This window comes from Symmachiella dynata (assembly GCF_007747995.1).
Lineage (GTDB): Bacteria > Planctomycetota > Planctomycetia > Planctomycetales > Planctomycetaceae > Symmachiella > Symmachiella dynata.
Genome location: NZ_CP036276.1, coordinates 1,811,723 through 1,828,058, shown reverse-complemented (window position 1 = coordinate 1,828,058; position 16,336 = coordinate 1,811,723). Strand labels below are relative to the sequence as shown.

Here is a 16,336-nt window from a genome sequence, read left to right as displayed (position 1 = left end):
CGTGGAGGTCAGTCACCTCACCCTGGTTAAGGCAATTCACAATTGGGGCATTTCATGTGAACTCCTTCCGTCGGGGAATGCGCCAACAGGTAGGCCTTTTGGGTTTGTGCAAAGCACTGTCCACAGAATGGACCACATCCGATACCGTTTTCGAGGCGCACATAAAAATGGTTGCCTTCGATTTCTCGTTCCCCGGCTAATGGAATGTCGGAAAAGCTGAGTCGCATTACCGCAATAAATCCAAGGATTTCCCAATAGGTCGCCTGCAAAAGATCTTTGTCACGTCCAGCAGGTGGTTCGGGTTGGTATCGCTGGCTCCACGCCAATAAGAAGGTTTCTGTTTCCACTGCTTCCTGATGCGCTTGCATCAAGGATTCGTAGGTCTTGTTCGATGCTAGTCGGACAGCATCGTCCATACGCCTATTCACGAAACGTAATACCTGTTTCGTACTCTCCGGGTTACCTTGTTCCACAAATTGCCGGAGAAGCTCCTGGATTCTGCCCCCCTGGGGATTCACTTCAGACATCCGTCCATCAAAGGCAGGCTTGCGGGGCTTGGGACGTTTAAAAAGTTGAAGAAGCGAGCGCAGCATTATGTTTTAGCTTCTCTTCACGGAGTTGAAGTTAGACGGTACATTTGCCGGAGATCGCTAGGTGACTTCGAAAGTCTCTATCGGAACGTCGCGGGAAGCTGTTCGTGTCGGCCAGCCCCCATATTGAGCAGACCACCTGCCGAATTCGTCACCTCTGTAAAAATCTATCCAAGCCGCCCGCGAATGTCCAATCGGCGGCAGTTCGGCCTAAGGAATTGTGACCGATACGGGTCGGTGGATGCCCGCATTTTCTTGCCCTAGAGGAATCCGAACAACCACACCGATCGGCGTTTCACGTCGTTCGGTTCGAGATTGCGGATTGCGGACTCTCGATCGTTTGTGGGATTGGCTGGCGAGGCTGCGATTGCGAGTTGCCATTCGGGACGTTTGTCGTCGTCAACTGCGATGGCGGGGGCCGTACGAGGAAATACCGATTCACCACGTCGTGTAGCTCGCCGAGCATCTGGTCGGTGCGGCTTAAACAGCTTCTTCATGCACGACTGCGGATCGGATGCGTTCACGGCGTTTTGTCTGAATGCGAACTTTCTGAACGACTTCAGCTGTTTGGAAAATGCCCAGTGGGAGCCGCAACATCCTGAGTGGAGTCACGCCGACCAGATCGTTGATGACAATCGTCGTTGTGTGTGACTGCGGCTCATGGATGCGGCGGGCGACAAAGATTGCTGCCACGCGCAGTGTGAGGCTGAGGCCAAATAGCAAGCTGAATCCGTTGACCGTCACGCCACCGAAGCGAAGGCTCCAGGAGTCAAGAGCTGCCAAAGTAGCGCCGGCCATGATTGAGGCGGCACCGCCGACAAGTCCAGAGACTGCCGTTCCCGCGGCAATATACATCGTCCGGTTTTCGCTGGGCGAGTTTTTCAGCAGAAAGCCGTTCGTGGCGATTGCGATCCCTGCGTTCAACAGGGCATCGACCATGAAGACCGGAATCAACAACCAAAACGCAAGAGTCGGGTTATGGGGCACGAGGAGAAGAGCGATCATGTTTAGCGGCTTAAACAGCGTGCAGAGGATGAGCACCGGCCGATTGCCCTTGGACTCAGCGAGACTGCCGAATTGACGTGCCAATAGGGCGCCCCCCACCCAGGAACACGTCCAAAGCATCATGAGCTGAAACAGATCCATGCCGACTTCCACAAGGAGGTACAGGCTAATGAATGGGGCCCCCACCATAGCCGCGAAGTGCCAAAAGCAGGAATATCCGATAAAACTGCGGAACTTCCGCTCTCGAAACGGCGCACTGATCACCTTCCAGAGTTGGGGTTCAGGCAAGCGGTGAATGGGAGGTTCGTCGACTTTGAGAAAGAGGAGCACATCCGCAATACCGAATACCGCCCCGGCAATCACCAGCACGGCAAACGCGGACAGTACCGACCAGCCGCTGTGCCACACAAAGAGGGCACCTCCCAGTAATACCGAGGCCCCAGCCCATTGCGCCCAACGATGGCGGATGCCCCAATAGTGACTCAATCCCTGATGCGGCAGATAGTCGCCCATCCAAGACAGCCAGAGCGGAGTGCAGAAATGCAGCAACGCATGGTTAGCCGCTGTCGAAAAGATGAAACCCCAGATCCAAATCATGTGAGAGATTTCAGGGAACAGCAGTGGCCCACACACAATCGGGACGAGGATCAGTCGTTGTGCAATGGAAACAGTCAGCCAGACTCGCCGGCGGTACCGCAGATGATTCGCAATAATCGCGGCCAAAAACTGCATGAACAGCATGGCCACCGGGAGAGCCCCGAGGATGCCGATATGCAGACCGGTAGCGCCTAATGAACGGGCGTACTGGATTGTCGCCGGGGACATCGTCAGTTGGGTATAGGCCATCCCCAAACAACCGGAGACGATGATTGCGCGCTGAGCGGTCTCAGGAGACCAATAGGTATTAAGATAGTTGAACCGCATGGGGGCAGGATCTCGTTATGTCGCATGATCGTAGCGCTCCCAATAGTGGCATCTCGGCGCAACTCACTCATCACTAAAGCAGTTAAGCAATTGATATGCCAAACCTCCTTTTCAGACGCCGGGGTTCTAAAATCGCCAGACTCCTCGATAAAACAGAAGATTGACGGCCAAACTGAACTGGTCAGCTCCCTACACGGCTTGATAAAACGGAGTTAATAACTCCGATACTCCGGAAAGTATACTTCCGATTTTGAAGGCCCAGTAGACATGCTGCTTCGATTACTCCTCGCCGTTGAGCCGAAAGCGCTTCAACAACGCCTGCGACGGCTTCTCAAAGACGATGATGTCATTATCAAAGCCTGTTCTGCCGCGGCCGACCCGCTGCTTCACGAGTTGGGGCGTGAAAGTTGCGATCTTGTGATCATCAGCCAATCGGTGCTAGACCACTCCGAACAAGATATTCTGGCGGCGATCGAGACGCTTCCTGAGCCGCCGGAAGTGATTGTCGTTTCTGAGCAAGATGATGCGGACGACCGGGCGCGGTTGCTGGCTGCTGGTTGCATTTTCGTATTGCACACTGGAGTCGCCAACAAGGTCATGGGGGATGCCCTCTCAGCGGTTTTCCAGCGACGCCGCAATGCCATTGACCAATCCATCGCTTCACGGCGCGGTATGGGGAATCCTCAGCTTTCTGATTTCGTCTCAGATAGTTCTGCGATGCAAGCCTTTATTAATGTCGCCCACCGTGTCGCACCCAGCGATTCCTCACTGCTGATTACAGGGGAAACCGGCGTCGGTAAGGAGCGATTGGCGCGAGCCATTCATGCCGAGGGACCGCGCAGCGGCGGTCCGTTCATCGCAGTCAATTGCGGGGCTTTGCCGGAGACCTTGCTGGAAAGCGAATTGTTCGGACACGAAGAAGGGGCCTTTACGGGTGCCTCTCGGGCGCGTCGAGGTTGGTTTGAACTGTCGCACGGCGGGACGGTATTTCTCGACGAAATCGGAGAAATGCCCCTGCATTTACAGGTCAAACTGCTACATGTCTTGCAAAACCACGAGGTGCAACGCCTCGGCAGCGAACGCTTAACCGCTGTCGACGTGCGCGTGATTGCGGCGACAAACCGCGACCTACTCCACGAGGTAGAAGAGGGGCGGTTTCGCCGCGATTTGTATTATCGTCTCGGTGTAATCAACCTCTCCATCCCCCCATTGCGAGAGCGTCGCGAAGACATTCCAGCCTTGGCACAGGATTATGTCAGCCGTTTTCGCGCATCGATCGGTCGGAATGTCTCATCGATCGACAAGGACGCGCTTCAGGAAATGGTGAACTACTCTTGGCCCGGCAATGTGCGGGAACTGATCAACGTTATCGAACGAGCGGTACTTTTGTGTGACAGCGATACGATCGCCACCAATGATCTTCCTGAGACCATCACCCTAGGTCATTCAAGCGGCGAACCGCGATCTCATGCCGCCGCACTGGCGAGTGGAAAGGGTTCGCAATTTCCAGTTGAGTGGTTCGATTTGCCGATTCGAGAGGCCCGGCAAGCCGTGGTTGCCGATTTTGAAAAAGCCTACCTAATCCGCGTGTTGCAACTCACGCGCGGACGTGTCGGAGAGGCGGCGGAGCGCGCCGGGATTGAGCCACGGTCGCTGTTTGAAAAAATGCGCCGTTACGACCTACGGAAGGAAGACTTTCGTTCCAACCGCAGCTAAGCATCACGAGCGCTGCCCAGAATTCCACCCGCCCGTCTGGGCTTCTAAGACGGCGACTCCATTTGACCTGCGTGATCAATCGGAGGTGGCGCCTCCGGTTTGTATCGAGCCTGCTTAATGGCCAACGCACTGATTTCTCCATAAGCCATTCCCGTCAAATGACTTGCGACACAGGGTCCGCAATGAGCTTCGACGTGGCACGGCAGTTGCTTATCGCGAAGGGGAGTATGTATCGCTTTGCAATTCCCGCCTCTAATCGAATCTCGCTTACCGACTCGGCAACTTGAATTCGATCCCCCCGGTTTTAAGGAGTGGTTCCTTGTCGAAAGTGGCCCCTGAAACTTCTGAACGCATTCTCGCATGTGAAGACTGCTTGCTGCCTTTGCCGTTGAGAACGGCGCGGCGGGGCGAGGTCGATGCGGCATGGGAATGTCGCTATTGCGGTGCACGGGTCCATGGTGTGATCGCTGAGGATCGCCCAAAAAAACTAAGACGCAACGTGCGCCGCTGCTCCCAACGCTGATTCTCATTTCGCTGCTCTCTAAAAAGCGTCCCTGTGAGAAATTGCCGCAAGGCACAAATCCCACGGAATTGACGACCAGTGTTGAGATACTCCGCTTGATGAATTGATGTGGTGAAACCACGACCATAAGGATGTCGAAATGTTCCAATTGAGACAGTATACCGCAGCAGGGCTCCTTCTCGTTGTCACGCTTGCGTCAGCTGCGGATTGCGGAGAACGCCGAACCACCCGCGTCTTTCCTCCTCACACTGAATTGTTTCAAGTCGTTGCGCCTGATTACCCCTGGACGCAGGTCACACGGGCTCCCAAGGTATTGGCCCCCGTTTCTCCCCCAAGCAACAAACGCCACCGCTGCATCGTTGGAGAATATGAACGCCAACGTGCGCTGTTGTTAGCCTGTCGTGATTTGATTGACGACTTTCCGAATTTATTGGCCGATATTGTGCGTCAAACCAGCGGGCATATTGAAATCATTCTGTTGGTGACGGATTTGGAGCAAAGCGAATCAGCCAAACAACTACTGCAGACAAGATCCATACCGTTCGACCATGTCCGTTTTGCACAATTGCCGCACGATACGATGTGGGCTCGCGACTATGGTCCAATCATCGTCACGCCCAAGGAAGGGCAGCCCATTGTCATCGACCCCGACTACGACATGGAACGGACACAGGACGATCGCATCCCCAGCGAATTGGGCAACCTTTTGCAATTGCCGGTCGAACACCTCTCGCTGAGACTGGATGGTGGCAACCTGCTGAGTAATGGAGATGGCCTGGCCATCACAACCCACCGGCTTTTCGACGACAACGCGCTCAACGAGTTTGAAATCCCAATGCTGCGGAATGTTCTCCATGAACAATGCGGCATCGAGCAACTCGTGGTTCTTGAACCGCTATTCGGCGAACCGACCGGTCATGCCGATATGTTTGTGACATTCGTTTCAAAAAACGTTGTCCTGCTGGGAAGATTCAATCCCGAGGACGATCCGTTGAATGCTGAAATCCTGGATCGGAACGCCATTCAACTTTCCAAAGTCCGGACCGGGACCGATTTCCTGCATGTGGTGCGAATTGACATGCCGCCGCATCACGATGGAGTCTGGAGAACTTATACGAACGTTATTTATGCCAACGGCGTGGTATTGGTTCCAACCTATGGCGAAGAAGACCTCGCCCTTCGTAAGCGGGCATTTCGCGCATTTGCCAAAGTATTGCCGCAACGGAAAATTGTCGGGATCGATGCCAGCCAGGTGATTCAATCCGAAGGGGCATTGCATTGCATCACAATGAACTTGGGACCGCTGGGACGTCTCCCCGATTTTCCACCTCCGCAACCACAAGTTGTTGAAGAATTTGAATTCACCGACGAGACTGAAATAATCTCGTTGGCCGACCCTGGTCAAGAGTCCGCTCTGATTGACCCGCACGCATTGGGCTTCGAAGTCGATCCCCACCAGTACCAGCCGCGTCCGATTGCGATGAAGCCTCAGTTGATCGACTCCCGTCAAACCAAAATGAGCGAGCGTGAGCTGACGCGGTGGCGCAGTAGTCTGCTCCCCAACTTTGATCGCGTTGAAAATCGAACAGAACAAGAGCTCATTTCCAAATAGCCTGAGAAACTGTGCAAGACGTCGTAGAGATTGCTGAGTGCGCAGAGATGCAATACGGAATCACTGCGCATGGGCTGCGCCCGAGTGCAAATCGCTATGCATGGTCTGCAGCAGCCGGACGCTGATTTCGGTGTCATGTCTCAGATGTCAAAGCGCTTCGTCCTGTCGTTAGAGACTCTAGGTGCCGAGAACTTGCTAGAAAACGCAGGTTTTCGTGGAATTTCGCTTAGCAATCGAATGGCTCGGTTTCCCTATCTCTGTAGCCGGCTGATTGATTTGTGTATCATGGAAATAGACGAAAAAGGAGCTTTGCTGTTTCACCGACTTGGTGTGGTCGAATCGGCGTTCCAACCCGCAAGTCAGATTTTGTAAGCAAGAACATGATGCAATTTAGTCGCCGCGAGATGCTTTCGCTTTCCGGATTTGGCTTGGGACAACTTGCCGTTGCCGACTTGCTTGGCGGAAAGCAGTTACTCGGTGCGGAAACATCGGAACCGGCTGGTTTACCGATTCATGGTAATCTTCATGCGCGCAAGACGCATTTTCCGGCGGGTGCCAAAGCGGTCATTCAACTGATCCAAAATGGCGGTCCCAGTCAGATGGACTTGTTTGACCCCAAGCCGCTCCTGACGCAAATGGCCGGCAAGCCGCACCCCGATGGTGTCGAGATTCACCAGCCGAACAACGTCAACAGCCTGCTCCCCTCGCCGTTGAAGTTTCAAAAATATGGTGAGTGCGGCATGGACGTTTCCGAGGCGTTGCCGCATGTGAGCAGTGTCGTTGATGATCTGTGCTTTGTGCGCTCGATGCACAGCGAGCACAACAATCATCTTGAGGGGCTGAACATGCTGCTCACCTGCAAGATTTTTCCCGGCAGGCCGGTGATGGGAGCGTGGATCAGCTATGCATTAGGCACCGAGAATCAAAACCTGCCGGCGTATGTCGTCTTGCGCGACCCGGATGGATACACAATCGGAGGGAAACAACTTTGGGCCAACGCGTTTCTGCCCGCTTTGTACCAAGGTGTTGAGTTCAGCACCCGTGGCGCCCCGATCCACCATTTGAATCCTCCCGCGTCACTTCCGCCGGGCGCCCAGCGCGCCAATTTGGATTTTCTCAATCAATTGAATGCCCGACATCTTAGCAATCGTCCCGGTGAGTCTGAGCTGGAATCGCGGATCGAAAATTTCGAACTGGCAGCACGAATGCAATTGGAAGCGCCCAGTGTGCTCGATCTGGCTGGGGAAACGCAGGAGACACAGAAACTCTATGGCCTCGATAATCCCACCACCGCGAAATACGGCACGCGGTGTTTGATGGCGCGCCGCCTTGTCGAATCGGGCGTGAGATTTGTGCAAGTCACAACAAGCCCCGGGCAACCGTGGGACCATCACAACGACATCGGCAAAGGCATGAAAAATATTGCCACCGCGACGGACCAAGGGGCTGCGGCGCTTATCAAAGATCTGAAGCAACGTGGACTGCTGGAGAGCACGATCGTCATGTGGGCCGGAGAGTTTGGTCGTCTGCCCACGACACAAAATGGAAAAGGCCGCGACCACAACCGCAACGCGTTTACTCTCTGGTTTGCCGGCGGCGGATTTCAACCAGGGTTGATCTACGGCGAGACCGACGAGTTTGGTTACAAGAGCATCGTCAATCGGGTCAGCGTTCCCGATATGATCGCCACTGTTTGCCATCAGTTGGGGCTCGACCACCAGCGGGTACAGTTTCCACTGGGCGGTCGTGTTGAGACGCCCACCAACGTGACGGTTTCCGGCGCCAAGGTCGTTGGCGACTTGTTGAGCAACAAAGTCTATTGTTCATGATCTGACGGAATGACGAAACATCTTATGACGAAATACTTGGTGATCGTGATTGCCGCGATCATAAATGCGAACGGGGCGATTGCCTCAGCTGAGGTTGTTGAACAGCCTGTCTTTGAAAAAGACGTTCTGCCGATCTTCACACGCTATTGCTTCAACTGCCACGGCAAGAGTTCGCCGCAATTGGGGCTCGACCTGCGCTCAGCTCGTTTGACGATGCGCGGTAGCCAGAACGGGGCGGTCCTCGTCAAAGGTTCGCTGGAAGAGAGTCTGTTATGGAAGAAGGTCTCGACCCGTGAAATGCCGCCGGAGATCTTCAAACTCAGGCTGTCTGACGATGAAATCGAAACGGTTCGCCGCTGGATTGAAACAGGGGCGGCGTCTGAGGAATCGACCGAGTTGCCCGAGGACGTTCAACAGCATTTCGCGCGCTTCGAAAAAGAGATTCAGCCCATTCTGACGGAGCGCTGCAGCGCGTGTCACGGTGAGGATGAACCGGATGCCGCATTAGACTTAACCAGCTTGGAGTCCCTGGTCCGCGGCAGCAACAGCGGCCCGGTAATCGTGGAAGGTTTTTCTGAGAAGAGCATTCTGATTCGCAAAGTCGCCAGTCATGCCATGCCCCCGCCCGACTCGGACGATCCACTGACTGCCGCCGAAATCCAAACCATCACCCGTTGGATCGACAATGGCCGGTTCGCGGATTTCGTCGATGTGAAACCACGTCCCAATCAGTCGGCAGATTCAGCAGAGGCACCCACGATTTCTGACGAAGATCGTCAGTTCTGGGCGTTCCAAAAACCGATTGCCGCTCCCCTGCCCGAGGTCAAAGACAAACAGCGCGTTCGTACTCCCATCGATCAATTTATTTTGGCAAAATTAGAATCTCGCGGACTGACGTTCTCACCCGATGCGTCGAAACTCACGTTGCTCAGGCGGGCTTGTTTCGATCTAACCGGCCTCCCGCCGACGCCCGCTCAGACACGTGAATTCTTAGACGACGAACGCCCGGATGCCTACGAACACCTGATCGATCGACTGCTCGCCTCGCCGCACTATGGCGAACGCTGGGGCCGGCATTGGCTCGATGTGGTTGGCTATGTGGATACTGCGGGGAAGGACTTCAACCCCACAAAGGCCACGTTGTCCGACGGCTATTGGCGCTATCGTGACTATGTCGTCAATGCGACGAATCAAGACACTCCCTGGGACCGGTTTTTGGTCCAGCAGATTGCGGGTGACGAATTAGTCGATTGGCGAAATGCGGAAAAATACTCGCCCGAAATCCTGGAACTTCTCACTGCGACCGGTTACCTGCGAAATGTGTTGGACGCCACCGATGAAGACATCTCGAACCTGCCGTTTGATCGCTATGAGGCGTTGTTCATGCTGATGGAAAGGGTCTCGTCAAGTACGCTGGGGATGACATTGGCGTGTGCGCGCTGCCACGATCATAAGTTTGATCCCATTCCTCAAGCAGACTATTACCGCTTTCTGTCGCTATTTACGTCGGCTTATAACCCCACCGAGTGGTTGCCGCCCAAGAAACGACATCTCTATGATGTCTCGAAAACCGAGCAGGCTGAAATTGAGCGAAAAAAGAAGGAAGCCAACGCGACTCTGAGCACGTTGAAAAAACAGCTCAAGGAGCTTCGCGCGCCTTATCGAGATCGTTTGCGTGAGGAAAAGCTGAATCAAATCCCCGAGGCGGACCGTGCCGAGGTCGAGGCAGCTCTCGCGACGGCGGCAAAAAAACGCGACAAGAACCAGAAAGCGCTGGCGAGCAAGTACGAAAAAACCGTTTCTGTGACAGATGCTCAAGTCGATGCGGCCTTGAGCGAGGCCGACCGCATGGCTCGCGACACGTTGCAAGAACAAATCCGAGAAGGCCAGGCGGTTCTGGACACGCTCCGCATTGAGAAAATCCAGGCCCTTTGGGATGTCGGCGAGGCCCCCACCATCCGCCTGCTCCACCGCGGGGATGTCGAATTCGCCGGCCCAATAGTCAGTCCGGGATTCCTCACGGTTCTAAGCGAACCGGGCAAGTCCACCGCCGTTCCCTCGACGGCAGCAGTGGGAAAGACAACCGGTTTGCGTCTGGCCTTTGCTGAATGGTTGACCAGTCCCGATCACCCATTGACTGCGCGGGTGATTGTGAATCGTTTGTGGCAGCATCATTTCGGGAAGGGTATCGTCGCAACGCCGGGGAATTTTGGGATCTCCGGTGCGCGGCCCACACACCCGGAACTGCTGGATTGGTTGGCAGTGGAATTCATGCGACAAGGCTGGAGCGCGAAACGTTTCCACAAAATGATGATGACCTCCACGGTCTATCGGCAGATGTCGAAAAGGGAAGTCGAGGAAAACGATGAGCAAGGAAGTCAAATCGCCGGACAGCCATCTCCCACTGAGATCGATCGAGACAACCGTCTGCTTTGGCGGATGAATCTACGGCGACTCGATGCCGAGGCTCTGCGAGATTCGGTGATTGCTGTCAGCGGACAGGGAGATTATACATTAGGTGGGCCGCCGGTCCTGCTGAAAGCGGCTTCCAGTGGTTTGCAGACCGTTGCCGCTGACAAGCGCCGCAGCGTTTATCTCATCGCCCGCAGGACAAACCCGCTCACATTTTTGCGTGTGTTCGATTTTCCGATCATCGACGTCAACTGCACGCGGCGGTCAGAGTCGGCGACACCGCTGCAGTCGTTGACAATGATCAACAGCGAATTTCTGACGTCCAGCGCCGACCACTTAGCACAGCGCGTTGAAGAAACCGTTGGCAGCGACGCTCCGCTGGCGCAGAAGATTGAGAAGGCTTATTGGTTTGCGCTTTCAAGGAGTCCGTCACACTCTGAAGTTGAGGCGGCGCAGGAGCACTTGCAGCACCTGAATCAACTCTACGAAACCTCCGGCGCTGCGCCGGAGGATATGACGAAGAAGTCCTTCGCACAATTCGTCCACATGCTCCTGTGCTCCAACGAGTTTTTGTATATCGATTAGCTCGCCGAGCGACCCGCGGTCCAAAGACAACAAGGGACGGTGCTGGAGCTGACGATGCTGAGCAAACGACCGTGTCGATGGTGGAAGCTAGGAGTGCGGGCTATCCGCGCTTCCCCCACCGCGATCACATGGTAAAACTCAGAGCGAGGCACACAGTCGGTGATCGTGTGGAAGTAAACTGAATTCGGCCAAATCTACAACACTTCCTTCAACCACGGCACGACGCGCTTCGGGCGGAAGACGTGCTTGGGGGCATCGACATTGGCGTATTGGAAGTATTCCTCGACGGTTAAGCCCTCAGGGATCGGTTTGAAATCGAAGGGGCGGTCGGCCGGGTTACTGTATTTTTTGTAGTAGTAAATCTTCAGTTTGTCTTCAGCACCGTTGAGTCGGTAGGCGGCTTCGATTTTTGCGAGCTGATTGGCTCGGCCTCCTTCGGTGAATAGCAACGGTCTGGGAGCCAGCGAAGCCTCCCAGTCGGTGGCGTCGAACCATTGGTACATGCCTGGAATGACGTGATGATCGGAAACCGGTTCGCCATTCATGACGATTGTTCGTTCAATCCAGTTGCAACAGAAATCGTTATGGACGATGGCCTTGACTAAGTCCGGATAAAGAACCCCCAAAACATCTGCCGGCTCGGAGCCGAGAGAGTGTCCGCAAACTCCGATCCGGTTTTTATCAACGAATGGCTGTCGACTCGCCCATTCCATGATATGCGCTTTTTGAAAAGCGGAGATGCCCAGATAACAACGTCCCAGCAAGATTGCGTTGATCGAGGTTTGCGCACGCCCCCGAAGCGGGCTGTCGGTATCGTTCGTGGCAGGGTTGGCAACGGCGATACTCACCATCCCCTGTTGGGCGATGTGCAATGCCATCCGGTTGTCTTGCCATTTCCAGTCCGTACGGTTTTTGACGTTGTCCTTTGCCTTTTTCCCAATTTCTGGTTCGCCCACCAGGCTTTCGAGACTCCAGGTCGAACCGGGAAAACACATGACGGTTGCAGCGGGATGACTTTGCGTGATCCCATCTGGAATCAGAACCATAAAGGGAACGACACACCCCGGTTCGGGATACGCTTCCCATTTTTGAAGCTGGTACCCTTCCCGGTGGCGGATCCAAAGTCGCTTCGGTTCGGGCTGTGTGGGAACCTCGGGGAATGCGAGCAGCTCCCGCAATTTTTTTCGGACTGCTTCTTGCCAGGCAGGAAACTCCGCCTTTTTCATGTGGGGATTGAACGCCAACTTCGGCGGGTTTATTTTCATTTGATTTTGCAGGAACCCAGCAGTCTCCTGAAATCGCCCGTCTTCGCGGTTGGTCGTAAAAGTCTTCCGTTTTATTGCTTCAGCGGAATGAGCCTGTGATAGAGAAACATTTTCGCTGAAAGCTGCTGCTGTCATGCCCAAACCAAGAGAGCCTAAAAACGTTCGTCGTTGCATGATTCGAGTTCCCTGACGTGAGTGAGAAACGCTTTGCTCTGTTAGGCAGGTTCTGCAAAACAGCCAGTTTGGGGTCGCGTGATCGGTCTTTCAACCAAAGCGGCACTTCGAGCAATGACATGTTGGAAAAGGATTCCAGATGGCCGCCGAAGAGCTCCGCATAGCATGTTACCACATCCCGCGAGAACAGGTCGAGCGGCTAGAGTGATTCGCGGCACCTGAGACTGAAGCATGGCCTACAGGCCCACTGGCTTTTTAAAAATCGTCTCGCATCGTTGTCGGCATCGCTGTTGAATCTGGAGCACCGAATGCGCTCATCCGTGTTGCAGTCATGCTTGGGGTGATGAACGTCGAGAATCGACTCGCGGGATAATTTTGTCCAAAGGTGGCTCAACGGGATTGGCATCCAAAGCAACCCGCAACAGATGACGCGATGTCCGTACCGAATGCCCGAACTGTAGTCGGACGCAACGTTAGTCACGAAACTGAAACGCATACAGTTTGCAGTTTTTCAGATGAAATCGCAGCCGAACCGGCTTGCCGGATAGGCTGCTGACGTCATCTCGATCACCCCAGGCAACTTGAGCTCGGACTGAATTGGTGTTGATGGGTGTGGCGTCTTGTTTGGTGAAGCCGGGTAAGGGGCTTCCACTGGGATCCAGGACTTCGACCAAAACCGAACCGCCTCCGCTCGCATCGACGTTGAGCTCTAAGCGATTCCCATCGAATGATATTGGCGGGGTAGTGATTTGGCCCCCTTTGTAGTCCGCATCGGCAGAGACGAATCCATCGAGACGCAAAACGGCTCGGCCGATTCCGGACAAATGTTGGCCATTGGCAGTGGGATCGATATTTCCGTCGTGGTCGCGGTTTGAACCGACGTAATAAATCCACAACTCGTCGCCCATTGGAACGGGATGGGGCAATGCCCAGACATACCTTGAGTCGAATTGGCCTGCAGGTCCCATTGCCATAAATGCCTTGCGGTTGCCAATTCGCTGAAACTGTTTCCCATCCCGGCTGGCCGCGAGATGCACGTCGAAACCAGATGGTCCTAAGCCTTTGAGGGGTTCGCGAGACTGCCAATGCCAATAGGCTTCAGCCAGCATGATCTTGAAACCTTCATACTCGAAAACGTCAGCGCCGTAATAATCAACGGGTGGTTGACCGTTGGGTGTCTCTTGCGAGGCCAAGTCAATTTCGTCGGCTTGAAAAGCCACTGTTTCGTTCTCCCAATGTTTGAAATCGGTCGATTCCAACCGTCTGACAGTACGGTAGCTCGTCTGCCGAGGCTCAAGTCGGACCCAGCGACGTGTGAACAAAACGTATCGTGAGATCTCAGAATCCCAAAAGACGATGTTTTGTGTATCCCAGCCACCGGGTCCCGGTTCGAGGCGTTGAAAGAATTTCCAGTTCAATCCGTCGGGCGAACTGTGCATGTGAAGTTGGCCTGATGGGTAAACCTTGGCCTGGGTTTTATAGCGATGTTCGAGCGGGGCGTTTTTATCAATCCAGACCGAGCAGCCACCAATCACTCCCGGCAATACAATGTTGTTGGCCTTCGATCCGTCGACTTCATGAAGATTTTGAATTGGCTTGACGAAATCAATGCCGTTTTTCGATTCGGCATAGGCAACGCGCCGCTCATGGTCGTACGGTCCCGGACCGGTCGGGCGGATGATGTCGTACCATAACCGGACATTGCCATTGTCCTTCAACACACTGGAATAGACGCCAATCGACGCCCCCTGTTCCCATGGTTGATCGCACTTGATAAGCACCTGCCCATCGCGGCGAGGCTCGTTCATCGTCAGCGTGATATCTTGGCTCGATGCAATCAATCGATTATCGAGAAATAGTTGTTTTTGAGTGCCAATGCTGATGGGATCTTCTTCAGCTTCCGCAGCGCACAGCAACCCGCCGCCTAGAACGGCACCGATCAATACGACAGACTGAAGATGTTGACGACAATTGGTGATCATGAATCTAATTTCAATCATGGGGAAGTTAATAAAGCGGTGACCATCGCAGGCAAATCATGGTAACGAATCACATCAGGGATTTCAGCGATCATTGGCAAGTGCGCGAGCACATCGAGATGATCGCATTCATTCGAGTGCTGCGAATCCATCAATCGATTTCATTCCTGGCGGCCCACAAACCCTGCTCACTTCTGTCGTGTATTCGGCCGTTTCCTTAGCGGGGCCAACCTGGGCAGAATTAGTTTTCCGGCAATGCGTCGAGCACGCGTGCAATGACTTCATTCAGATAGGGATAAACCCCGCCGGGGCTGGGGCCCATTCGGACAACCACCAGATTGCGTGAGGGAATCACGATCGTGACCTGCCCCATGAAACCAGCTGACCAGTACGCGTCTTTCGGGACACGGTCCATCCTGGGACGCAGGTTCAGCCAAAACATGCCTCCGTAGTCCTTTTTTGCATCGGCTGGTGCCGGAGTCGAGACAAACTTTGTCCAGCCCTCTGGCAAAATGCGTTCGCCTTGCCAGATGCCGTCGTTCAGGTACAGCAAACCGAAACGGATCCAGTCGCGGGCGGATAAGTAGTCGTAACCCGACAAGATAAAATTTCCCCAAGCGTCGGTTTCCAGCACGGCGGAGCGAATGCCAATCCGGTCAAACAGTTCCCGTTGTGGAAACGTGAGATAGTCCTCGCCCTGTGCCTCGACGGTGTCGCGAATGATGCGGCCAAGGCTCAACGGGTCACTGTTGAGGTATCGATACCGTGTTCCGGGCGGTACCTTCAGCGGTTGGTTGACGGCATGTTCCAACACGTTGAGGGAATCAAAATAAACGCGCATGTGCTCGTTTTTGGGGGTTAATTTTTCCGGTCCGTTGAAACTGAGATTGGTGAAGTCCAGACCGCTGCTCATCTGTAGCAGGTCGCGGATTCGAATTTCTCGACGTGGGTCGTCAGCGCCTTGCCATTCTTTGATCGGAGCCGGTTGATCAAGCGAGAGCAGACCTCGCTGAATTAAAATTCCAATCAATGTCGCTGTGATGCTCTTTCCCTGTGACCAACTGATTTGTGGTGTATCCTTCGTCCAACCAGGCGCGTAGCGTTCGCCGATGATCTTTCCTTGGTAGGCAACCACAAATGCACGCGTGTTTTGTTTCTCCTGCTCCATGGCCCAGTCGAGTGCAGCCGCCACCGCCTTAGAGTTAACACCGGGAACTGGTTCGGTGGCACCCACTTCGCCCATTGGCCAAGCTTGATTGGCGGGATCGGAAGTACGACGTGGAACGCGAACGGGCTTGAAGAAGACGTTGGTCTCGCCGCGAGGAAGAATCGTACTGCCTTGATCACCCGTGTAACGCGCGCTACGAGGCACAGCACCGGGAGCAATGACCGTCACCAGCCGCCTTTCTTCGTCCACCTGGTATTTGAAATCAGGGGACCATCCAAAGTAGCGAAACGGCGCGATATCCTCCGCAATCACTTCTTCTGGAGTTCGCTGGTAATTACGGCCCACGACCCATAGTCCGGAGCTGAGGTGGTGAGCACAGATTGCAGCACAATATTCCAGGCTTTCCTGGCGAGTTTTTTCATCGGACTGGGGTGCTTTTGCTGGCTCAGCCGCCGGCAAGCCTCTCAGTTGCAAGAGAAAATTCAGGACGACAACAAATGTGATGCCGAACCGGATGACATTCGGGAACTGTTTCACTTCGATTTCTTTCATGG

At 54.4% G+C, this 16,336-nt stretch carries 10 protein-coding genes; 4 read left to right on the top strand and 6 right to left on the bottom strand.

Annotation, left to right across the window (positions count from 1 at the left end; all coding sequences use genetic code 11):
* Positions 1–26: 26 nt before the first annotated feature.
* Positions 27–593 (bottom strand): hypothetical protein, encoded by a 567-nt coding sequence (locus tag Mal52_RS07015; protein ID WP_145375004.1) that lies wholly within the window; start codon positions 591–593, stop codon positions 27–29.
* 477 nt (positions 594–1,070) lie between these two features.
* Complete coding sequence (locus Mal52_RS07010; protein ID WP_231962086.1) at positions 1,071–2,519, bottom strand: MFS transporter; 1,449 nt, start codon at positions 2,517–2,519, stop codon at positions 1,071–1,073.
* Positions 2,520–2,786: 267 nt separating this feature from the next.
* Between Mal52_RS07010 and Mal52_RS07005 the strand changes: the two genes are divergently transcribed.
* From Mal52_RS07005 to Mal52_RS06990, 4 genes are all read left to right on the top strand, one after another.
* Positions 2,787–4,235: a sigma-54 interaction domain-containing protein gene (locus Mal52_RS07005; protein WP_145375002.1), complete on the top strand. Its 1,449-nt coding sequence runs from the start codon at positions 2,787–2,789 to the stop codon at positions 4,233–4,235.
* A gap of 662 nt (positions 4,236–4,897) precedes the next feature.
* On the top strand, positions 4,898–6,370 hold the full coding sequence (locus Mal52_RS07000) for an agmatine deiminase family protein (RefSeq protein ID WP_145375000.1): 1,473 nt from the start codon (positions 4,898–4,900) through the stop codon (positions 6,368–6,370).
* Between the two features lie 380 nt (positions 6,371–6,750).
* Complete coding sequence (locus Mal52_RS06995) at positions 6,751–8,199, top strand: DUF1501 domain-containing protein (protein ID WP_145374998.1); 1,449 nt, start codon at positions 6,751–6,753, stop codon at positions 8,197–8,199.
* 9 nt (positions 8,200–8,208) lie between these two features.
* Positions 8,209–11,196: a DUF1553 domain-containing protein gene (locus Mal52_RS06990; RefSeq protein ID WP_145374996.1), complete on the top strand. Its 2,988-nt coding sequence runs from the start codon at positions 8,209–8,211 to the stop codon at positions 11,194–11,196.
* Between the two features lie 194 nt (positions 11,197–11,390).
* On the opposite strand, the gene Mal52_RS06985 is transcribed toward Mal52_RS06990, so the two are convergent.
* The 4 genes from Mal52_RS06985 to Mal52_RS06975 form a co-directional block, all read right to left on the bottom strand.
* On the bottom strand, positions 11,391–12,635 hold the full coding sequence (locus Mal52_RS06985) for an alpha/beta hydrolase family protein (RefSeq protein WP_145374994.1): 1,245 nt from the start codon (positions 12,633–12,635) through the stop codon (positions 11,391–11,393).
* 473 nt (positions 12,636–13,108) lie between these two features.
* On the bottom strand, positions 13,109–14,617 hold the full coding sequence (locus tag Mal52_RS06980) for a glycoside hydrolase family 32 protein (RefSeq protein ID WP_145374992.1): 1,509 nt from the start codon (positions 14,615–14,617) through the stop codon (positions 13,109–13,111).
* Positions 14,618–14,631: 14 nt separating this feature from the next.
* On the bottom strand, positions 14,632–14,766 hold the full coding sequence (locus tag Mal52_RS30355) for a hypothetical protein (protein ID WP_261343626.1): 135 nt from the start codon (positions 14,764–14,766) through the stop codon (positions 14,632–14,634).
* Between the two features lie 89 nt (positions 14,767–14,855).
* Positions 14,856–16,334, bottom strand: a complete 1,479-nt coding sequence (locus tag Mal52_RS06975; protein ID WP_197534718.1) for a serine hydrolase domain-containing protein — start codon at positions 16,332–16,334, stop codon at positions 14,856–14,858.
* Positions 16,335–16,336 lie beyond the last annotated feature (2 nt).

Bases quoted from the DNA above. Each gene is read 5' to 3' on its own strand.
- Mal52_RS07015 (WP_145375004.1), bottom strand. From the start codon at position 593: ATGCTGCGCTCGCTTCTTCAACTTTTTAAACGTCCCAAGCCCCGCAAG.
- Mal52_RS07010 (WP_231962086.1), bottom strand. From the start codon at position 2,519: ATGCGGTTCAACTATCTTAATACCTATTGGTCTCCTGAGACCGCTCAG.
- Mal52_RS07005 (WP_145375002.1), top strand. From the start codon at position 2,787: ATGCTGCTTCGATTACTCCTCGCCGTTGAGCCGAAAGCGCTTCAACAA.
- Mal52_RS07000 (WP_145375000.1), top strand. From the start codon at position 4,898: ATGTTCCAATTGAGACAGTATACCGCAGCAGGGCTCCTTCTCGTTGTC.
- Mal52_RS06995 (WP_145374998.1), top strand. From the start codon at position 6,751: ATGATGCAATTTAGTCGCCGCGAGATGCTTTCGCTTTCCGGATTTGGC.
- Mal52_RS06990 (WP_145374996.1), top strand. From the start codon at position 8,209: ATGACGAAACATCTTATGACGAAATACTTGGTGATCGTGATTGCCGCG.
- Mal52_RS06985 (WP_145374994.1), bottom strand. From the start codon at position 12,635: ATGCAACGACGAACGTTTTTAGGCTCTCTTGGTTTGGGCATGACAGCA.
- Mal52_RS06980 (WP_145374992.1), bottom strand. From the start codon at position 14,617: ATGATCACCAATTGTCGTCAACATCTTCAGTCTGTCGTATTGATCGGT.
- Mal52_RS30355 (WP_261343626.1), bottom strand. From the start codon at position 14,766: ATGGATTCGCAGCACTCGAATGAATGCGATCATCTCGATGTGCTCGCG.
- Mal52_RS06975 (WP_197534718.1), bottom strand. From the start codon at position 16,334: ATGAAAGAAATCGAAGTGAAACAGTTCCCGAATGTCATCCGGTTCGGC.